Genomic DNA, 19,017 nt, shown 5'->3' with positions numbered 1-19,017 from the left:
AGCCAGCAATTAACCCGCGACGCCGGAAAGAAATCCCGACAACGTGAACGCGATGACCTTCACCCGGTTCACGCGGATACCGGCCGAGTTTGCCGCGAGCGCATTCCCGCCGGTCGCATAAAGGCTTCGGCCGAGCACGGTCTTGCGCAACAGGAAGCCCATGCCGATCAGCGCGACGAGAAACACAACCGGCATCACCGGCCAGTTGCCAATGGTGTACTGCCCGATCCAGATAAAGCTGTTGGGCATGTCCGAGATGGTATTGCCTTGCGTGACCGCCAAGAGCGAGCCTTGCAGCACGATCATCACGGCGAGCGTCTGGATCAGCGAGACCATCCGCAAGCGCGTGACACACAGGCCATTGAAGAAGCCGATCGCCGTCGCCGCCGCAATGCCGAGCGGGACGCCGATCGCCGGCGACATGCCGAGCCGCGTGCTGATGATCGCGCCGATTGCCGCTGAAAATCCCATATTGCTCGCTATCGACAGGTCGATCTCGGCGACCATCAGCGGCAGCGATACCGCCAGCGCAAGAAGGCCGAGCACGGTCGCCTGCACCAGCACGTTCTGCAGGTTCGAGACCGTGAAGAAGAACGGATTGAGCACGCCGAACACAATCACGAGCGCGGCAAGCCACAGCCACACCACGTTCTGGAACAGCCATTGCACGCTGTGTTTTGCGGGCCGCTTTGCCGCGGCGGGGGGCGCCGCCGGCGGAACGCTCGCGGAGATATTGCTCCTGGGTTGCATGATCCGTCTCCTGAGTTTTAGTGTGTAAGTGCGCTGCTGGCGGCGCCGAATGCCGACTGCAGGATGGAGTCTTTATCGATGTCCGCGCCGGTGTATTCCTGGCTCACCTCGCCATCCACGAACACGCAGACGCGATCGACCATCCGCACCATTTCGTCCAGGTCGCTCGTGATCACGATCACGCTCAGGCCCTCGCGCGTAAGGGCATCGATGATGCGATGAACCTCTTCCTTCACGCCTACGTCAATGCCGCGCGTGGGTTCGTCGAGGATCAGCAGTTTGGGTTCCGTGGCGAGCACGCGGCCCAGACACACCTTCTGCTGGTTGCCGCCGCTCAATGTGCCGAGCAGCACCTTTGGCGTCGCCGCCTTGACCCTGAGGTGTTCGAAGTAGCGCTTGACCACCGAGCGCTCGGCGGGGGCATCGATGACGCCAGCCTTGGAAACTTTCGCAAGACTCGACATGGTGATGTTCTGCGCGATGCTTTGCAGGCCGACGAGTCCATCGCGATGCCGGTCGTCGGACAGATACGCGATGCCGTTCGCGAACGCCGCTTGCGGATGATCGGGGAAATCCATCTCCCGATTGCCATGTCTGATGCGGCCGCGGCTCGCGCGATTGAGCCCGAACAGCGCGAGGCCAAACTCCTTCGCCCCTGAACCCGGCAAGCCCGCAAACCCCACGATCTCCCCAGGCTTGATGCTGAATGACTCTATATTGATGTTGCGTGCCTGAAGTCCGCTGACCTGCCACGCGGCTTCGCCTTGAATATGACGTTCGTCATCACCTTCGCCGTGCGCCCGGTGGAACAACGGCACATCGCGGCCGATTACCAGCTCCGACAACGCATCCGAATCGATCCCGTCAAGATTGTCCATCTCCCCAGCAAGCCGCCCGTTGCGCAGCACGGTCACGCCGTCGCAGATGCTCAGGATCTCTTCGTTGTAGTGCGAGATGAACACAAAGCTCACGCCCTGCGCCTTGAGGCTTTGCATGAAACCGAACAGATGATCGCGGTCCGCGAGCGTGAGCGCGGCGGTCGGTTCATCGAGGATCAGCAGCTTGCCGCCGCTGTACAGAGCACGAAGGATGTTCAGCTTGCGCTTGGCGACTGCCGAGAGTTCGCGCGCCGACATGCGCGGGTCGAGCCCCGTGCCTTCCAGCGCCTTGACCGCGTTCGCCATCAGCGCGCGCTGATCGACGGTCTTCGTGAAACCGCGCTTCACGGGCCAGTGGCCAAGCATGAGGTTGTCGGCGACCGACATGGACTCGACGATCATCGGCTCCTGCGTGACGAGGAACACGCCGCGCGCTTCCATCTGCTTGACGTCAAAGCCCTGCACCTCTTCACCCGCAAATTCGATGCTGCCTTCCGTCGGCGATATCAAGCCTGAAATCAGCCCGACAAGCGTGGACTTCCCCGCGCCGTTTTCGCCGAGCAGGCCGTGAATCGTGCCGCGCCGGATGTTGACCGACACGTGATCGAGCGCGACGACCGCCTTGTAGCGCTTGACGATATCGCGGGTCCTGAGAATATATTCCGTGCTGCTGGTATCTGCCATGTCCGACCATCCGGTTGCTGTTACCGGTCCGCGCCGTGACGCGGACCGGAAGACTCAACGTGCGCCAAGCGGCGGCCTAGCTGTAGCGCAGGCCCCATTCGTTGTAAGCGATGTTGCCCCACTGGCGCTTGTCCTTGACCGAGTTGCCATCGACTACGAAGGGCTGGATCACGAGGCTCGGACCTGTCACGGACTTCGTGATTTCCGCCTTCTCCCAGAAGTACTGGCTGTTCTGATATGGCCCGAGCGGCACGGGTTGGCCCTTCAATGAATACTTGTCGAGCATCTCGACCGTGATCTGCGCATAGGCGATCGGATCCTGCGATACGACCGCGTCCATGTAACCGTCGCCGATCCACTGGAGCGCAGCCGGTTCACCGTCGATATTCACGAAAATCACGTGGCCCTGCTCGCCGACTTTCTTCCACTTACCCTTTTGCTGCAGCGCGGTCACAATGCCGCGCGCGGGTGAATCGCTGGGCGCATGCACGGCGTCGAGATCAGGATATTCCGAGAGCGTGGCGAGCGTCACTGACAGCATGTTCTTGAGCAGCCCTTCAGTCGGGCGGCTGATCAGCTTGATGTCCGGATACTTCTTGAAGGTCGCCTCGAGCCCTTCCTTGCGAAGACGCCATGCCACCGATTGCAGCGCGCCGTAGCAGTTGAGCACCGTGCCCTTGGTCGAACCGTTCTTCTTCTTGAGCGCCGCGACGATGGCTTCGGCCGCCATCACGCCGCCGGCGTAATTGTCGAAGTCGACGGTGATCGATACATCGCCGGCGAGCGCGGGGGTATCGATGATGCCGACCGGAATCTTCTTCATGTTGTACTTCTTGATCACGCTCGCGATAGCCTGGCTGTCGATCGGGTCCGCGATGATGGCAGCCGGGTTCTTGAGCAACAGGCTCTGCCATTGCTCGAGCTGGGTCGTGGTGCTGAAGTTCGCGTTGACCGCCTGGAACGTCCAGCCCTTCGCCTCGACCGCGCGCTTTACCGCCTCCTGTTGCGTCGCGAAGAAGTAGTAATCGAGGCTCTTGTTGCTGAAAGGCACGAGCGGCTTTTGCTGCGCGAGCGCCAGTGGCGAAAGGGAAAGCGCGCCTGCGGTCGCGGCCATGTCGACCAAGAACTTGCGGCGGGAAACCGGTTTTGAAGCAGATTGTGAAGCTGACTCTGATGCGAAGGCCTTTGAATCATCATCCATGGTTTGTCTCCTCTCATGGCAATACAGGCGATTTCTGCTTTTCGACAGTCTGCGTCGGTCGCCGAAGTTGTAGTGAACAACAATTTGAACCGTAGTATTACGACGCAATGTAAAGGACTGAACGGTGGATCACAATCTAGGGTTTACGTGATTCAAATACTTGTTTCAGCGCAATAAATTTGCTGCGGCGCGGCGATTTACTTACTCAAAGCGTAAAAATTACGATATCAATACACGCATTACCGGTTGGAAAATGCGTTGTTCACGTAGCAACACTACTTTTTGATACGAAATTAACAAAAATCGCACCGTTAGATTGGTCACCCGCTCCGCATTGCCCGCAGCCTGCCGCCTAGCGCCATCCCACTACAATGTTTTCCTGCGCTTCGGCTCACCTAAAGCCGATATGACAAAACAGGTACGAGGACAAACGCATGACACAGCTTTTCGATTTGAGTAACCGCACCGCGCTTGTCACCGGTTCGGCGCGTGGCATTGGCTTCGCGCTCGCTGAAGGACTCGCGAATGCGGGCGCTGCGGTGATCATCAACGGAACGAGACCCGATACCGTCGACGAAGCGGTCTCGCGCCTCGTGAGCAACGGCTTGAAAGCGCAAGGCCGTGCGTTCGATGTCACGAACGAACAAGCCGTCAAGGATGCGTTCACGCACTGGGACGAACATGGCGTGCAGATCGATATCGTCATCAACAATGCAGGCATTCAATTTCGAAAGCCGCTTATCGAGCTTGAGCTGGGCGACTGGCAACGCGTGATCGACACCAACCTCACGAGCGCGTTCATCGTGTCCAAGGAAGCGGCGAAGCGCATGATCGCGCGCGGGAATGGCGGCAAGATCGTGAACATCGGATCGCTCACGAGCGAAGGCGCGCGCGCGACCGTGGGCGCCTACACCGCCGCGAAGGGTGGCATCAAGATGCTGACGCGCGCGATGAGCGCGGAATGGGCGGCATCGAATATCCAGGCGAACGCGATTGGCCCGGGGTACATCCTCACCGACATGAACAAGCCGCTGGTCGAGAATCCCACCTTCGATGCATGGGTGAAAAGCAGCAACCCGTCTCAGCGCTGGGGCACGCCGGAGGAACTTGTCGGCACGGCGGTGTTCCTGTCGTCGGCGGCGTCGAGTTATGTGAACGGGCAGATCATCTACGTCGATGGCGGGTGGCTTGCCGTGCTTTGAAGCCTGACGCGCGGGTTCAAAAAAAACCGGCGTTCGTTCGTTTAAGTAGCGCACGTGGATACTTCGCATAAATAATCCTGTTGCCATAACGAATTCAAGCCACATAATCGCCAATACGACCGCTTCAGTCAGACCGCATCCAAGCCACTCGACAAAGCAGGCCCGCGACATGGAGATGCCATGAGGTTTCTGGTGGCCGATGACCACGAACTGATCCGGCAAGGCGTGAAATCGCTGCTGCGCGGGCTCGACCCCGACGCCCAGTTCGACGAAGCCGATAGCTGGGAAACGCTCGCTGCCGCTGCGAGGCCGGAAGCGAACCACGACCTCGCGATAGTCGACCTGCACATGGCCGGCATGGAAGGTGCAGCGTCGCTGCAAACGCTGCTGAAGGCGAATCCGGCACTGCCGCTGGTGGTGTTGTCGGCGGAGGAGTCAGCCGACGAAATGCGTGCGGTGCTTGCTGCCGGCGCACTCGGTTTCGTGCCGAAACGCGAACCCGCAAGCGTGATGCTCAAGGCAATCGAGCTCGTGCTTCTCGGCGGCGCCTACGTTCCCATTGAAGCGCTGAGTCTGCTCGGACCCGGGCAGGCCCCTGCGCCCGTTGCCGAACGTTCCGGGGCGGCTGTCGTGGAGGCGTTGCCGGTCGGTATCCAGCCGCATCATCGGCATCTGATGGAAAACCTGTCGCCACGCCAGCAGGAAATCATGCGGCTCGTGTACCGCGGCTGGACCAACAAGATGATCGCGCGGGAACTCGGTGTCGCCGAGGGAACCGTCAAGGTGCATCTGTCGGTCATGTTCCGGGCGCTATGCGTGCACAACCGGTCAGCGGCGATCGCACTGATTGGCGGCTGGCTTGAAACCGGCCGTACGCTCTGATTACGATGCCGGCGGCTGGCGCTCCAGCGCCGCGTTGCGTTCGCCCTGCTGCCAGAGGGCGTCGAGCGTGCGGCGCAAGCGGGCCGGCGTCACCGGCTTGTGCAGCACGGGAATCCCTTGCGCGGCGAGCGTGCTGAGCTCGGACGACGCCATGTCGCCCGTGATCATCAGCGTGACGATGTCGCCATCGCCCCGCTCCCACAACGCCTGCCGCACCGCGCGAACAGCCTGCGCGCCGGTTCGGTGATTGCCGAGCTGGTAATCGCAAAGCAGCGCATCGGGAACGAAATCGTCTTCAACGGCTTGCACCGCAGCGCGCTCGTCCCGCACGCTTCGCACGGTGCAACCCCAGCGGCCAAGCAGGCGTTCGAGTGCGGCAAGAATGGCGGGATCATCGTCGATGCAAAGAATCCGCCTTCCCGCAGCCGTTGGCCCGGTCAACGCCACATCACTGAGCCTTGCGGTGATCGTGATCAGGTCCGGGTCGCCGCGCTTGACCGGCACGCCGACTGTCGTGCCGCGTCCCGGTGAGGAGCGCAACGTGACATCGCCGCCAAGCAGTTTCACCAATCGTCTGACAGTAGGCAAGCCGAGCCCGTGTCCCTGCCGCGGTTTTTCATCAGGCAGCCTCGCCTGATAAAACTCTTCGAACACGAGTTCGTGTTCTTCCGGCGCAATGCCAATCCCCGAATCACGTACCTCGATCCGTCCACTTCGATATCCCATCCATATCGCGCCGCGCTCGGTGTATCGAATCGCGTTCGATATCAGGTTGCCCAGCACGCGCTCGAGCAATACAGGGTCAGAGAAGGCGACCGCATCCGTCGGCGCGATGCGCAATGCGAGACCCTTGGCGGCGGCGAGCGGACGGTATTGGTTATCGATACGAGTGAAAATCTCCGCGAGGCGAAAGTGCAGCGGGATCACCTGCGTGACACCGCTTTCAAGGCGCGCCAGATCGAGCACCTGATTAAAGAGCCCGTTCAGTGCTTCGACATTTGAAATGATGCCGTCGGCCGTTTCGCTGCGTTGAGCACCGGAGGCCAACGTGTCCCTCAACGATTCGGCAAGCAAGCCGATCGCATGCAACGGCTGGCGCAGATCGTGACTGGCGGCTGCGAAAAAACGCGTCCTCGCGCGGCTCGCCTCTTCCGTCACCCGCTGCTGGATGGCGAGCGATTCAGCCAGCCGCTGCTGGTTCACCCGCGCCTCCACGACCCGCCGGAAGAGTGTCCGGTAGCGCGCGGCGTAGAAGTTCATCGCGATGAAAAACACCACGAGCACCGAGCCAATTACGATGCGGTCGCGCGTGGGCGAGGTGAAGTTCAGCACCACCGCGGGCATCAGGAGCAACGGAATCGCGCTGGAAAAATTGAAGAGGTCGAAGCCGCTCGACATGAAAACACCCGCCGCCAGCGTCACCAGCAGCACGGTATGGAGGACGGGAAGATCGGCTTGCTGGCTGTGGAACGCGAACCAGATCGACAAGCCGGGCGCGCTATACAGCACAATACTTCGCAGCGCGTGAAGGTTGATCCACTTGCGTGGCGCGAATGTCGCCGGCCAATGACGGTTCCACGCCCACAGTGCTATTCCGCCAAAATTAGCGATGCTGTAAAAGACAATCCAGGCGGTGAACAGGCCTCGATGCGCAATTGAACCGAAATAAACTGCGCTTATAGCCGCAATGGCTAACCAGTGCGTAAAGAATGCAATGGGGTCCTGAGCATAAAGAACCTTGGCGAGGTCTTTGTCTATTTCCCGCCGCATTGGATCGTTCTGCATCCTGTCAGCCCCTTTTTTACAAGATGCGCGCCTGGCTGACGCACGTGGGAACGACTTGCTAAAACGACACTGGACATAACGGTGGGGGCGTCGAGCCGCCTTAAGACCTTACACAAGTTTACCCGACGGCTATTACTTTAGCCATATGGCGCAACTCGCATCCAGTCACCATACTTCGCTCGACATCCAATAAAACATACGAGGGAGAGCAACATGGACACCATGACCGCGCACGCGCGTATCGCGAACCTTGACACCGCAATACTTCCGGATCTCTGGCGCCGCCGCACCCATCTGTCGCATGACGAAATGGTGTCGATGTACCATTTGGTGCGCGGCGCGTTGCGCGCTTACCACCCGCTCGAACTCCAGTCACTTCGCGAAGACAAGGAAGAGCTCGTCGCGCAGTTCATTTACGCCAAGGTGCTGCGTCTGGAACCGGGTCACTCCACGGCGAAGTCCTGCGCTGAAAGCGCGCCATCGAACAACTATGCCATTTGCGCCTATTTCAGACGCTATCTGATCGATTGCCTGCGCAGCGCGAGCCATCAGCGCAATGTATCGATGGAAGTGAGCGGCATCGATCAGCAAGTCGATGAACATGCTCAGGCTATAGAAGATCCCGTCAGGTCGGTGCTCCTGCAATACGGACTCGATGAATCCCGCGTGCGGCACATGGCGCGCTGCTTCATAAGCGCGCTTGACCGGCACGAGCGTGTGGTGCTCGCGGGGACGCTCGGCCGCGATTCGGGCCGCAAGGGCGGCCTCTCGCGAATCGCGGCCGAGCACAAGGTGCCTTCTTATCACTATCGTGCAGTGAAACTGGGCGTGGCGTTGCGGAAAACGGCGCGTCCCGCGGATTTCGCTGCAACGAAGATCGGCTGCTGGTTGAGCGACATTGTCGGCATCCCGATCAACGAAGAGAATCAGCCGGTGATGCTGGTCGTGCTCGATCTGCTCGCAGCCGAGTCAGTTGAGGGCGTGAATGGGTATCCGGTCGAATCTGCCAGTGAAGATGCAAGCGCTCATGCAAACGACTACGCAGGCGAATACGCAACTACGCCCGCAGCCGCGTGAAGCCGTCGTCGCTCCATTCTTCTGAATTCACGCCGTGATGCACGAAGAATAGACCGTCCGGATCGTATCGCCGCTTGATCGCCAGCAGCCTCGGATAGTGCACGCCCCAGAATGCGTCTTGCCAGTCGCGCTCGAAGAAATCACTCTCCGATACATACGAGCCCGCACGCGGCACCACGGTTCGCAGTGTCGCCGTCGCTTTCGCGATGCGGCTGGCAGCATGGCGGGCAACGCGGATATCAGGTTCATGTCCAGCGATACCGGGCAATGCCGGCGGCCCTTCGCCAGAGATGATTGCAAGCGCGAAGGCATCGAGCACGGCGGGGTTCATGGCGGTATCGCGGGTGGCCGTTCGCGCATCGTCCGATGCCCCCGCGAGTCCCTTGTTGAAATGCAGCGTCACGCCCCAGTCCCGCGTGCTGGCAAACAACGCATTCACACAACGCGCCCGCTCGCCCTCGTCCAACAACGATGCAGGCAGCCACGTCGAGTGATACCCGTAGAGAAACTGCCCCGCTTCCGCCGCGTCGGCGCTCCAGAAGACGTTGCCGGGCGACGCGCCCGTCCGGTTGTCCGCGGCCATCACGCCCGGCGCAAAGCTTCCATGAAGGCCGGGTCCCAGAAACGCTGCGCGGGAACTGCGATGATCTTCGCCGCCTTCGGCATGTAGAAGTCGCTCGGCGACTTTGCGATCCAGTCGAAGAACGGTTGCCAGACGCCGGCGGCCTGATCCTCGTTCAAACCCTGGAACACCATCGATATATTGAGGGTGTTGTTGCCGCGAAAGCTCACCGTCTCGCCCCAATGCGGATTGAAGAGCCTGCTTGCATAAAAGCGCATGAACTCACTGGTCAAGCGCTTGAACGCGGCGTCGGATGAAGCTCCGACCGCGCCAAACACCGCGCCGAACTGCTCGGGAAGGTCGTGCGTCTTGAGTGTGAGGCGCGTTATCACGCCGAGGCTCCCGCCTCCGCCACCTTTCAGGCCCCAGAAAAGATCCGGATTGGAGCACGGGTTTGCGATCCGCACGGCGCCGTCGGCGGTGACGACTTCCGCTTGCAGCAACGAGGCCGCCGCCGTGCCGAACCGCTTCGAGAAGTTGCCGAAGCCGCCGCCCTGAACGAGTCCCGCAACGCCGACAGTAATGCACCCGCCGCCTTGCACATAGCGGCCGGCGCGGGTGGTGACAGCATCGTAGACATGACTCCAGAGCGCGCCCGCCTCCACGGTCACAGCCGGTTGCGCAGGCTGACGCCCCTCGCAACCCTCGCCGATGAACGCATCATGCAGCGTGACCTCGTGCATGGCGTGCGTCCAGATCAACAGCGAGTCGGCCGCGTTCGATGTCCCCTGATAACTGTGACCGCCACCCTTCACGACCAGCCGCAGCCGATGCCTGCGCGCGAAGTTCACCGCTCGGGCTACATCGCGTGCGCTGGTTGCGTTGAGCGCATAGACGCTTGGCGACGATGTCCATGCGTCGAGGTAGCCGGATGTTTGCGTGAGCGCGGCGGAATCGCTTATGAAGTACGGGTTCTTGAGCTGGCCGAAGATATCGGCGCATGCAGTGCTCGCGGGCGATTGGGCGCACGCGGCAAACGGCGATTCGACCTTGAGAAGATGGCCGCCGACCGCGTTGTTGAGTGCATCCCATTGTTGCTTCGATGGCCAGCCGGGCTCATCCGGCCGCACGCGCCGCATGGTCGGCCCGTCCAATACTGCCGCCATTGCCGCCCTCACCGGCACGCCGCCAACAAGCGGCGCGGCCAGCGCTCCTTTAAGCCAGGTCCGCCTGTCTAAAGCGCACATGTCTCCTGTCACCTCGCGATTGCTGACGCTGATGCGTCTATTTGACCGTCTGGATCACTTCAAAACCTTCGAACTCCGGATGCCCCAGATAGAGCGAGCGCGTTTCATTGCCGGCATTCCGGTGTGCCGCGCGAAACGCATCGCTTTTGGTCCAGCCTTCGAAAGCGTCGTAGTTCGACCAGATCGTATGGCTGGAATAGAGTAAGTGATCTTCCTTTTGAGGACCTTTCAAAAGGTGGAATTCCACAAAACCCGGCACCTCCTTGAGATGCGTGTCCCGGCTAGTCCAGAGATCCTCGAACGCGGTCTCGGACCCGAGGGCCACTTTGAAACGGTTCATGGCGATATACATATGGTCAGCTCCTTTGATCGGTAAAGTGTGACGGCGCACCAGTTTATCGCCATCGCGCGGGGCTTGTTTCAGGGCAGGATGAAACGCCCGAATGCGGCTCTGAATGCGGCTCTCCGGTAGCCTGTACACCGGGATTGCGCCTGCTGGTCCGCAAGCGGGCTCGTGCTGCTGGTGGTATCGTGCCGCATCCGGACGTCCTTGGCCATTCGTACGTTTTTTCATTTGTTCGCGTGCCTTTCATTTGCGCAGTGCGATGGCGCAGCCGCAATCTGCGTTCGCCAAATTCCCGCAGTCCGCTGTCAGTACGCGTCGAACACGAGTATTCCGTCATTCAATCTGTGGAGCATGCATGTCCCCGAATTCCCCGTCGGCCGCCACGGGTCCAGCCCAGGTCAAGATGACCAGCGGCCTGATCGCGTTGTTCGCTTTCTGCTGCGGCGCCATTGTCGCCAACCTGTACTATGCGCAGCCGATCATCGAAATGATCGGGCCGGATGTTCACTTGTCGAGCGGCGCGGCGAGCCTGATCGTCTCGCTCACGCAAATTGGTTATGCGCTCGGGTTATTCTTCCTCGTGCCGCTCGGCGATCTGCTGGAAAACCGCAAACTGATGATCGCGACGGCGCTGGTTTCCATCGCCAGCCTCGCGGCGGCCGCGCTCGTTCATCAGCCACACGCGTTCCTTGCCATCTCGCTGCTCGTCGGCTTCAGCTCGGTCGCGGTGCAGATCCTGATCCCGCTCGCCGCGCACCTTGCGCCCGATGAAACACGCGGACGGGTCGTCGGCACGATCATGGGCGGCCTGCTGCTGGGTATCATGCTGTCGCGGCCCATATCGAGTTTCGTGGCGGGTCACTTCGGGTGGCGCGTGGTGTTCGGTTCTGCCGCCGTGCTCATGGCAATCGTGACAGCGTTTCTTGCGTTCACCATTCCGTCGCGCCAGCCCGATCACAAGGCCACCTATGTGCAACTGATCCGCTCGCTCGGCACGCTCGTCGCGACCATGCCGGTCCTCCGGCATCGTGCGTTGTATCAAGGGCTGATGTTCGCCACGTTCAGCTTGTTCTGGACCGCCGTGCCCGTCGAGCTGATCCGCCATCACGGGCTGACGCAGAACGGCGTCGCGCTGTTTGCGCTGGTCGGCGCAATGGGCGCGACGTCGGCGCCACTTGCAGGGCGGCTCGCCGATGCCGGTCATTCCCGGCTCGGCACCCTGATTGCCTTGATCCTCGCCGCGTTGTCGTTCATGCCTTTGCTCATCCATCCCGCGTGGGGCGTGGCCGGCCTCGTGGTGACGGGAGTCGTGCTTGACTTTGCCGTGCAGATGAACATGGTGATCGGCCAGCGCGAGATTTATGGACTTCATGCCGCAAGCCGTAATCGTTTGAATGCGCTTTATATGACCAGCATTTTCATAGGCGGTGCATGCGGATCGGCGGTTGCGAGCACGTTGTTCGAGCGCGGCGGCTGGACCTTGATTGCGAGCGTCGCCAGCGTGTTTCCGCTTCTCGCCTTGCTGCATTATCTGTTCGTCGGACGCTCGGCTACGCGACTTGCCTGAGCCGCTTCAAAGCGGCACGACTTCGTTGAACTTCGCGTAGTCGATATGCGTTTCGCCGTTCTGCACCGAGAGCAAATCGACGTATCGATGGCCGTATAAAATTGACTCAGGCGGCCAACTGCGGCGCGCCTGCATGGGCTGCATGGTGGTTTCGTCGAGACCTTCCACCATCAGCATCAATTCGGCGTTGCTTGCTTCGAGCGACTCGAGCGTCTCTCCGTGGAGCGGACTGTTTTCATCGATCACATGAATCAGGCTCCAGCTCAGCAGAAATGCCGGATGCTGGTCGCGGATGAGCGGCAGGTCGTGCACCTTGCGCGAGAAAAAGCCTTCAGGGGTAGTCTCCGAACGTATCACGCGCATCCGCGCCTTAGCCTCGACAATGACGTTCTGCCGCGCATTCGCGGCGCGAACCATCAGCGTCAGACGGCCATCGATAGGACGAACCACAGCATTGTTCGCGAACAGAATGCGCGCGCGAGGCCGCGAGAACCGCGCGAAGATCATGCCGGTCGTCAGCGCGATGCCCGACATGCCCACGAAGATCTCGCCCGTCGCAATCGCATGACCGTACAGCGTCGCCGGATGCATGTCGCCATAGCCCACCGTCGCGAGCGTTTCGACGCTGAAGAAGAACGCGCCGAGCAAACCGGCGGGCGCCTGATTCGCGATCGCGTGCTGCCCCATCTGGAATAACAGCGCGAAACCCAGGTTGAGCACAAGGAACAGCAACGCGACGACACCGAAGAAGACCGGCCACTTGGCGGTTAGCGCGATGTGATAGATGTCATGCCAGAAGTAAGTCCTGAGTCCGTGCGTTGTCACGTGGTGCCGGTCATCTAGAACGATCCGCCGATGCGGCGGCGCCGCATGATGCTCTGCCGGCTGCTCGCTATGCGGTGATTTTGATGTCTCGTGTGGCATGGTCGGTCGTTCTCATAGGGGACGGCCGGTCAATACATGGCTGCCGGCGAAAGGCGTCATATTAATCGCGAAATAGTACGGAGGACAGATCAATCCATCTAATGATTGATGTCACGCGTTGAGCGAATGGGGGCGTCGATCAGCGCGAGATCATCGCCGCTACCGAATCTGGCCGGTTGCGAATAGCCGAACCGCGCGACGACAAGACGCTCCGACGGCACGACCAGACCCTCCGGCATAATGCTCCAATCCAGTCCCAAACGAACTTTGGAGAAATCGATGCTACTGCCTGAACAGAACGTACTCGTGACCGGTGGCGCACGCGGGCTCGGTGCGGCGATCACCGAAGCGCTCGCGCGCGAGGGCGCCGGCGTCGTGATCAACTATCGTCGTAGCGAAGTTCAGGCGAAACTGCTCGCGGAGCGTCCCGGGCCGCGCGTGGTGGCAATCCAGGCCGATATCACCGACAAGGCGTCGGTCGCGCGTCTCTTCGACGAGGCTCACGCGAAAACGGGCCGCCCGGTGCATGCCGTGGTGAACAACGCGCTCGCGAATTTCAGCTTCGATGGCGACGCGCGTCCAAAGATCGGCGACATTGAATGGGCGCGCTTTCAGCAGCAGATCGATGGCGCGCTCAGGGGCGCGATGAACACGATTCAGGCCGCGTTGCCTGCGATGCGCGCCGCTGGCTTTGGCCGTATCGTCAATGTCGGGACCAATCTGTTCCAGAATCCTGTTGTGCCGTATCACGATTACACGGCGGCAAAAGCGGCGTTGCTCGCGCTGACGAGAACCGCATCGAACGATCTCGGACCGGATGGCATCACGGTGAACATGGTGTCTGGCGGCCTGCTGCGCACCACCGACGCCAGCAGCGCGACGCCCGAAGCCGTGTTCGACATGGTCGCGGGATTCACGCCGCTGCGCCGGGTCACGACGCCTGCCGAGTTCGCCGACGCAGTGCTGTTCTTCCTCTCGCCATGGGCGCGCGCGGTGACGGGGCAGAACCTGGTGGTCGATGGAGGGTTGGTCAAGGGATGAGGATGGAAAGTTCTCTGCTTGGGCGAGGAGCCAGGCGCAGAGGCGTCCGCCCCGGATAGTCAACCGTCGTTCGTGCCGTAGCTATATCAACGAATGATGAGTATCGTCTGAACGCCGTCGTCGTTGACGTCAAATCGAACATACGCTGCGTCGTCAAGAACGTATATCAAGGCTTGTGTCCCGGGCATTACAAGCGGCGGCTTCTTCACTGGTTTGCCAAGGGTCGAAGTTATTTTACTCAGGCTATCCCCGATCTTGATGCCGAGTACGCTTCCCGTGTAAGGAGCATCAAGCCGTATCGTCTCAACATGGCCCGCCGGATTGAAGAATACCCAGATGCCACGCGTTCGGAGGTGCAGATCTGTCTTGCCCTTGTTCGGATCGGCGACAAAACTGGGCAATGCCGGATTGCGGATTTCCGGTTCGACCTGCATTTGCGTATTCAATGCGGTTTGGACCGAAGGGATGTCGTCGCCGAGCTTGAATCCAAGATTCGGCAAGGGACTCATCTGAGCGTTTGCGGTGCCATTGAGGACAATCACCAAGCCTAGCGCGAGCCATACTGCGTACCTGTTTCTCACTTCGATTTTTCCCGTAGGTTGTGCGTTTTCGAATCTTGCGTTATCGATCTTTTGCTACATGGCGTGCAGGGGAAGCGACCACTCGCCGGATCGAGGCTGTCTATCCGGACCGGATGCTCCAAAATGCCGCTGCACGTTGTTTATCGACAGCGTGGCGATCTTCTTTAGTCCCCGACACGCCAACCCGCAAGCTGAACTCGTCTCAGTGATGTATCAAACCCCGGAACTCCCAAAGGCCTCCACAAGATACTCGATGAACACCCGCACCCTCATCGGTACCCTCCGGCCAGTCGGATAAACAAGATGGATCGGCACGCGCTCGGGCTGCAACGCCGGCAACAGGACCTGGACCTGCCCGTTACGGATCTCTTCCGCGAGCAGCCAGTATGGAGCCTGAGCAATGCCAAGGCCGCTCAGCACAGCCGCACGGATGTGCTCGGCATCACCGGTCAGCAGCGAGCCGTGCGGAACGTAAGAAACAGACTCCCGCCCGACCTTGAGCGCCCAGGGGTATCGCTCACGGCCCTTCGCAAAGACGATGCAAGCGTTCTGATCGAGATCCGCGAGCCGCGCCGGCACGCCCCTCGCGGCCAGATACGCGGGGCTCGCCACCAGCACGAAGTCGGTCTCGGACAGCTTTCTGGCAGTGAGCGAAGAGTCTACGAGTCGCCCATGGCGAACCGCCAGGTCGACACCGTCGCCAATCATGTCGACATGACGCTCCGATACCGACAGTTCGACCGTGACGTCGGGGTACTGGCGAAAGAAATCAGGGAGTAGCGGTGTAATGCATAACCTTCCGTGAGCCGGTGCAGTGTTGACCCTGACCAGGCCTCGCGGCGATTGTTGGCGATCGCCCACCGACGACTCGAGCGCGTCGAAGTCGTCCACGAGTTGCCTCGCCGACTCATAGAACGTCTGTCCCGCTTCGGTGATCACGACCCGCCGCGATGTCCGCAAGACAAGCTGTGCGCCAAGGTGCCGCTCCAGCGCGCCGATCTGTTTGCTGACTGCAGGCTGCCCAATCCCTTCTTCACGCCCGACGGCGGAAAAGCTCCCACATTCGACCAGACGTACAAACAGGCGGATCGCGTTCACTCTATCCATACGGCCATCCGCATCAATTCCAGAATGGAATCGATGGTATGCCCTGATGCAGCGTTTCGGCAATGGATGAAGTTGCTTATGTTATGGGCTGTGCAAGCAACAACCCCGACAAAGGAGCTGAGCGATGAAAGCGATATGTGTGACACCCGAACGCGAGCTTGAAGTTCGCGACATTCCGACCCCGACCGCGCCGGCACCGGGCCATTTGCTGATCGACATGGAAGCATCGGCGATCAACCATGGCGACAAGACTTTCCTGCGAATCCCCACAGCCGCCGGCAAAGCGCTCGCGCTGGGCCAGCACGACGTCTGGGGTGCGTCGGGAGCAGGACAGGTGTTGGCGGCGGGAGCCGGCGTTCCTGCAGAATATGTGGGCAAGCAGGTGGCGATCTACCGATCACTTGGAAGAAGTCCCGAAAGCGTTGGACTTTGGTCCGAGCGGGCGCACGTGCCCTACTCTGCGTGCCTGATCCTGCCCGAGCATGTTCGCGCCCGGGACTATTGCGGTTCGCTCGTGAACGTGATGACGGCCTACGCCTTTCTCGAAGAGATCGCCGAAGCGGGTCACAAGGGCGTCATCGTCACGGCCGGGAATTCGGGCACCGGTCATGCTCTTGCCGCCCTGGCCCGCATTCGAAAGTTGCCCGCGATCTTCCTGGTGCGTACCGGGGAAGCACGCGAGACGCTGTGCCGTTTCGGCGCGGAGCATGTCATTGTCACCACCGAAGGTTTCACCGATACGCTCCGCACGTTGTCCGCCGAACTGGGAACGACGGCGGTATTCGACGGCGTTGGCGGAGACTTGCTGTCGAAGATCGCACCGGTCCTGCCAGTGAATTCGACGGTCTACATCTACGGCTTTTTAGGCGGCGCCGTTCCAGTTTCGATTCAGTCCGTGCTTTTCATGATGAACAACCTGACCTTGCGACGGTTCAGCAATTTCGAAAGCCGCACGGTGAAGGATCATGACAAGCTCGTCTCCGCTCTCAAAGCGCTCGAGGGTGTAATTGACGACCCGATGTACAGGACCCGGATTGGCAAGGCGTTCCCGCTCGATCAGATCGAAATGGCCATGGCCTACGAATCGAGTAGTGGCGCCAAGGCCGTCTTGCTGACTTAGGCGGCCCCGAAACGGTTTCTTTTTCTCAACCAAAAGATTCAGGCCACGATGGCAAGCTGCCGGAAACACGCGTCGAGCGCGATCCGCAGTTGCTCCTTGAGCGTCGCCGACGCTTCCATGACCGGCAAGCGCGTTTCGCTGCCAATCACGCCGTCGAGGGCAAGCGCCGCCTTCACGCCGGACGGATTCGGCGCGCTGAACAAGAGTTTGATGACAGGCTTGAGGGCTTCGAAGAACGCGGCGGCATCGTCCGTTCTCGCCGATAAAACCCGTTCGTGGATCTCGGCCAGGACATCGGCGAAAAGATGGGCGCTCGTCAGGATGCCGCCCGATCCGCCGGCAATCAGGCAATCGAGGTAGGCGTCGTCGTTGCCGCAGAGAACGCTGATCGGCAGTTGGCAAAGCTTCTCGAAAGTCGCCGGCACACAGGCCTTGATCGCGACAATATTGGCATGCTCGGCAAGGCGCTCGACCGTGTTCGTATCGATGGAAACACCCGTGCGATGCGGCACGTCGTAGAGGATGACGGGGCGTTCCGTGGCGCGTGCGACTTCGTCGAAGTGCCAGCGAATGCCGTCTTGATCAGGGCAGACATACGCCGGCGCGGACACCAGATAGCCGCCAATACCCCAGCGGTCGAGTTCGCGAATTTCCTGCACCATGTCGCGTGTGTTCATGCCGCCAATACCGACCACCACCGTCAGCCGCGTACCGATCACTTCGAACAATGAACGCAAGACCTTGAGCCGTTCGTAATGATCGAGCAGCGCCGCTTCGCCGGTCGTTCCCAGTGCGACAAAACCGCTGATTTCCTGGCTCAGATATCGCTCGGCGAGACGCTGGAGTGCGTCGGTATCGACTTGTCCGTCCTTGAACGGCGTGACAATAGGCAACCATATTCCGGACACCATGCTCAACTCCGCATGGCCGCTCGGGCCAGGGCATTTTCAATTTTCGATAAAACCTGTTCGGACGTCATGACCATCCCCTCGCGTTCATTTGATTGGATCAAACGAAGCGTATCGGATCGCGTGTAAACGTCGCGTCAAAAAACCGGGAGCGCGCATATAGAACGCGCCTGCGTAATCAGCGCGGCGGCAGCGGCAATGCCAGCAACTTGTTGGTGATTTCGTTCGATAGACGTAAGGCCGACATCGGGCCGCCGAAGCCCCAGATGTTCGGCTCAACCAGCGCGATGCGCCCTGCCCGCTTCGACGGAACGAAGCGCCAGACGGGGGACGTGAGCTGTGTTTCGATGGGAACGTTCTCGCTCGACGCGGTCACGAACAACACCGCGAGGTCGGGCTTCTTGAGCAAATCAGCCGACGTCACGTAGATGGTGCCTTCACGCGTCGGCTTTGATGGCCACAGCGACAAACCCAGCGCCCGCGCCACCCCCGCCGCCGTGCTGTTTCCTGTATAGGCCCAATACCGATCCGGCAAGCCGAGTTCCTGCAACAACGCCACCTGCTCGCCGCTGCGGCCTGCGAAAGCGAGGCGTTGTGCATCGTGGGCGAGGCCCGCATCGAGTTTCGCTTCTACTGCTTGCGTCCTGTCCTCGCGTCCGGTGAGACAGCCTATCGTGCGAAAGATCGTGCGGGTCCAGTCCAGTTGCGTTTTCTGCACGCCACTTTGTTCCATGTCCGGACTGAACTGGAAGAGCACCGTGGGCGCGATCCGGTCGAGCGCCGCGAAGATCGGCGCATGTCGATACCCCACGCCAATGATCAGGTCGGGACGCACCGATGCAATCGCTTCAAGGCTCGGTTCCTGCCGCGTGCCGACTTCCGGCACGCCGTTGAAACGCGCGCTGTCGTAGCCGATCCAGCCGGCGTAGTAAGCGTTATCGACGAGACCGACGGGCGTGATATCGAGTGCGGCCAGATCTTCCGCGAACACGAATTCGAGGACGACGACGCGCTTGGGTTTCAAAGGCATCGTCTTGCTGAATTGCGATATGGTCGCGTTATCCGCAAGCGGTCCGCAGACGGGCGCGTTCGGCTCCGACGCGAACGTCGACGACGCCACCGACGCCACCGACGCCACCGACGTCATCACCATGC

Annotated in this window: 19 protein-coding genes; 6 read left to right on the top strand and 13 right to left on the bottom strand. The window is 60.6% G+C overall.

Features of this window, described 5'->3' with window-relative positions; all coding sequences use genetic code 11:
* Positions 1-9: 9 nt before the first annotated feature.
* The 3 genes from AX768_RS18780 to AX768_RS18770 all read right to left on the bottom strand — a co-directional run bounded on the left by AX768_RS18780 (position 10) and on the right by AX768_RS18770 (position 3,513).
* Positions 10-750, bottom strand: coding sequence for an ABC transporter permease (locus tag AX768_RS18780; RefSeq protein WP_231941525.1), 741 nt, complete (start codon positions 748-750; stop codon positions 10-12).
* Positions 751-767: 17 nt separating this feature from the next.
* Positions 768-2,312: a sugar ABC transporter ATP-binding protein gene (locus AX768_RS18775; protein ID WP_062001602.1), complete on the bottom strand. Its 1,545-nt coding sequence runs from the start codon at positions 2,310-2,312 to the stop codon at positions 768-770.
* Positions 2,313-2,388: 76 nt separating this feature from the next.
* A complete protein-coding gene (locus AX768_RS18770; RefSeq protein ID WP_082778928.1) occupies positions 2,389-3,513 on the bottom strand; it encodes a sugar ABC transporter substrate-binding protein in 1,125 nt (374 codons plus the stop codon).
* Positions 3,514-3,947: 434 nt separating this feature from the next.
* Between AX768_RS18770 and AX768_RS18765 the strand changes: the two genes are divergently transcribed.
* Positions 3,948-4,715, top strand: coding sequence for an SDR family oxidoreductase (locus tag AX768_RS18765; RefSeq protein WP_062001600.1), 768 nt, complete (start codon positions 3,948-3,950; stop codon positions 4,713-4,715).
* Positions 4,716-4,895: 180 nt separating this feature from the next.
* Positions 4,896-5,597, top strand: a complete 702-nt coding sequence (locus AX768_RS18760; protein ID WP_062001599.1) for a response regulator transcription factor — start codon at positions 4,896-4,898, stop codon at positions 5,595-5,597.
* Here AX768_RS18760 and AX768_RS18755 read toward each other — a convergent pair whose 3' ends face one another.
* A complete protein-coding gene (locus tag AX768_RS18755; RefSeq protein ID WP_062001598.1) occupies positions 5,598-7,382 on the bottom strand; it encodes an ATP-binding response regulator in 1,785 nt (594 codons plus the stop codon). It abuts the gene before it with no gap.
* 213 nt (positions 7,383-7,595) lie between these two features.
* On the opposite strand from AX768_RS18755, the gene AX768_RS18750 reads away from it, so the two are divergent.
* The gene (locus AX768_RS18750; protein ID WP_231941524.1) at positions 7,596-8,459 is read left to right on the top strand and encodes a hypothetical protein; all 864 of its coding nucleotides are present in this window, start codon (positions 7,596-7,598) and stop codon (positions 8,457-8,459) included.
* Here the strand turns inward: AX768_RS18750 and AX768_RS33745 are convergent.
* From AX768_RS33745 to AX768_RS18740, 3 genes are read right to left on the bottom strand one after another with little or no spacing between them, the layout of a single operon-like run.
* On the bottom strand, positions 8,440-9,042 hold the full coding sequence (locus AX768_RS33745; RefSeq protein ID WP_231941539.1) for a BBE domain-containing protein: 603 nt from the start codon (positions 9,040-9,042) through the stop codon (positions 8,440-8,442). The two genes, AX768_RS18750 and AX768_RS33745, sit on opposite strands and share 20 nt — an antisense overlap.
* A complete protein-coding gene (locus AX768_RS18745) occupies positions 9,042-10,268 on the bottom strand; it encodes an FAD-binding oxidoreductase (RefSeq protein ID WP_231941523.1) in 1,227 nt (408 codons plus the stop codon). The genes AX768_RS33745 and AX768_RS18745 overlap by 1 nt, the downstream gene beginning before the upstream one ends.
* Before the next feature lie 37 nt (positions 10,269-10,305).
* Complete coding sequence (locus AX768_RS18740; RefSeq protein ID WP_062001597.1) at positions 10,306-10,620, bottom strand: antibiotic biosynthesis monooxygenase family protein; 315 nt, start codon at positions 10,618-10,620, stop codon at positions 10,306-10,308.
* A gap of 349 nt (positions 10,621-10,969) precedes the next feature.
* On the opposite strand from AX768_RS18740, the gene AX768_RS18735 reads away from it, so the two are divergent.
* The gene (locus AX768_RS18735) at positions 10,970-12,181 is read left to right on the top strand and encodes an MFS transporter (protein ID WP_062001596.1); all 1,212 of its coding nucleotides are present in this window, start codon (positions 10,970-10,972) and stop codon (positions 12,179-12,181) included.
* Positions 12,182-12,187: 6 nt separating this feature from the next.
* On the opposite strand, the gene AX768_RS18730 is transcribed toward AX768_RS18735, so the two are convergent.
* Together AX768_RS18730 and AX768_RS33280 are read right to left on the bottom strand one after the other, a co-directional pair.
* Positions 12,188-13,105 (bottom strand): ion channel, encoded by a 918-nt coding sequence (locus AX768_RS18730; protein ID WP_062001595.1) that lies wholly within the window; start codon positions 13,103-13,105, stop codon positions 12,188-12,190.
* Positions 13,106-13,203: 98 nt separating this feature from the next.
* Entirely contained in the window at positions 13,204-13,344 is a 141-nt protein-coding gene (locus AX768_RS33280; RefSeq protein ID WP_162916251.1) for a hypothetical protein, read from the bottom strand.
* A gap of 40 nt (positions 13,345-13,384) precedes the next feature.
* On the opposite strand from AX768_RS33280, the gene AX768_RS18725 reads away from it, so the two are divergent.
* Positions 13,385-14,146, top strand: a complete 762-nt coding sequence (locus AX768_RS18725; RefSeq protein WP_062001594.1) for a 3-oxoacyl-ACP reductase — start codon at positions 13,385-13,387, stop codon at positions 14,144-14,146.
* An 86-nt stretch (positions 14,147-14,232) separates the two neighbouring features.
* Here the strand turns inward: AX768_RS18725 and AX768_RS18720 are convergent, their stop codons facing one another.
* Together AX768_RS18720 and AX768_RS18715 are read right to left on the bottom strand one after the other, a co-directional pair.
* On the bottom strand, positions 14,233-14,691 hold the full coding sequence (locus AX768_RS18720) for a hypothetical protein (protein WP_086380392.1): 459 nt from the start codon (positions 14,689-14,691) through the stop codon (positions 14,233-14,235).
* Positions 14,692-14,940: 249 nt separating this feature from the next.
* Positions 14,941-15,834, bottom strand: a complete 894-nt coding sequence (locus tag AX768_RS18715; RefSeq protein ID WP_062001592.1) for a LysR family transcriptional regulator — start codon at positions 15,832-15,834, stop codon at positions 14,941-14,943.
* A gap of 124 nt (positions 15,835-15,958) precedes the next feature.
* On the opposite strand from AX768_RS18715, the gene AX768_RS18710 reads away from it, so the two are divergent.
* Complete coding sequence (locus AX768_RS18710; protein ID WP_062001591.1) at positions 15,959-16,954, top strand: zinc-binding dehydrogenase; 996 nt, start codon at positions 15,959-15,961, stop codon at positions 16,952-16,954.
* A 38-nt stretch (positions 16,955-16,992) separates the two neighbouring features.
* Here the strand turns inward: AX768_RS18710 and dapA are convergent, their stop codons facing one another.
* A complete protein-coding gene (dapA, locus tag AX768_RS18705; RefSeq protein ID WP_062002327.1) occupies positions 16,993-17,865 on the bottom strand; it encodes a 4-hydroxy-tetrahydrodipicolinate synthase in 873 nt (290 codons plus the stop codon).
* A gap of 175 nt (positions 17,866-18,040) precedes the next feature.
* The gene (locus AX768_RS18700; protein WP_062002326.1) at positions 18,041-19,015 is read right to left on the bottom strand and encodes an ABC transporter substrate-binding protein; all 975 of its coding nucleotides are present in this window, start codon (positions 19,013-19,015) and stop codon (positions 18,041-18,043) included.
* Positions 19,016-19,017: the final 2 nt, after the last annotated feature.

Source organism: Burkholderia sp. PAMC 28687, assembly GCF_001577465.1.
GTDB lineage: Bacteria > Pseudomonadota > Gammaproteobacteria > Burkholderiales > Burkholderiaceae > Caballeronia.
This window is presented reverse-complemented; position numbering and strand designations above follow the sequence as displayed.

Bases quoted from the DNA above. Each gene is read 5' to 3' on its own strand.
- AX768_RS18780 (WP_231941525.1), bottom strand. From the start codon at position 750: ATGCAACCCAGGAGCAATATCTCCGCGAGCGTTCCGCCGGCGGCGCCC.
- AX768_RS18775 (WP_062001602.1), bottom strand. From the start codon at position 2,312: ATGGCAGATACCAGCAGCACGGAATATATTCTCAGGACCCGCGATATC.
- AX768_RS18770 (WP_082778928.1), bottom strand. From the start codon at position 3,513: ATGGATGATGATTCAAAGGCCTTCGCATCAGAGTCAGCTTCACAATCT.
- AX768_RS18765 (WP_062001600.1), top strand. From the start codon at position 3,948: ATGACACAGCTTTTCGATTTGAGTAACCGCACCGCGCTTGTCACCGGT.
- AX768_RS18760 (WP_062001599.1), top strand. From the start codon at position 4,896: ATGAGGTTTCTGGTGGCCGATGACCACGAACTGATCCGGCAAGGCGTG.
- AX768_RS18755 (WP_062001598.1), bottom strand. From the start codon at position 7,382: ATGCAGAACGATCCAATGCGGCGGGAAATAGACAAAGACCTCGCCAAG.
- AX768_RS18750 (WP_231941524.1), top strand. From the start codon at position 7,596: ATGGACACCATGACCGCGCACGCGCGTATCGCGAACCTTGACACCGCA.
- AX768_RS33745 (WP_231941539.1), bottom strand. From the start codon at position 9,042: ATGGCCGCGGACAACCGGACGGGCGCGTCGCCCGGCAACGTCTTCTGG.
- AX768_RS18745 (WP_231941523.1), bottom strand. From the start codon at position 10,268: ATGTGCGCTTTAGACAGGCGGACCTGGCTTAAAGGAGCGCTGGCCGCG.
- AX768_RS18740 (WP_062001597.1), bottom strand. From the start codon at position 10,620: ATGTATATCGCCATGAACCGTTTCAAAGTGGCCCTCGGGTCCGAGACC.
- AX768_RS18735 (WP_062001596.1), top strand. From the start codon at position 10,970: ATGTCCCCGAATTCCCCGTCGGCCGCCACGGGTCCAGCCCAGGTCAAG.
- AX768_RS18730 (WP_062001595.1), bottom strand. From the start codon at position 13,105: ATGCCACACGAGACATCAAAATCACCGCATAGCGAGCAGCCGGCAGAG.
- AX768_RS33280 (WP_162916251.1), bottom strand. From the start codon at position 13,344: ATGCCGGAGGGTCTGGTCGTGCCGTCGGAGCGTCTTGTCGTCGCGCGG.
- AX768_RS18725 (WP_062001594.1), top strand. From the start codon at position 13,385: ATGCTACTGCCTGAACAGAACGTACTCGTGACCGGTGGCGCACGCGGG.
- AX768_RS18715 (WP_062001592.1), bottom strand. From the start codon at position 15,834: ATGGATAGAGTGAACGCGATCCGCCTGTTTGTACGTCTGGTCGAATGT.
- AX768_RS18710 (WP_062001591.1), top strand. From the start codon at position 15,959: ATGAAAGCGATATGTGTGACACCCGAACGCGAGCTTGAAGTTCGCGAC.
- dapA (WP_062002327.1), bottom strand. From the start codon at position 17,865: ATGGTGTCCGGAATATGGTTGCCTATTGTCACGCCGTTCAAGGACGGA.
- AX768_RS18700 (WP_062002326.1), bottom strand. From the start codon at position 19,015: ATGGTGATGACGTCGGTGGCGTCGGTGGCGTCGGTGGCGTCGTCGACG.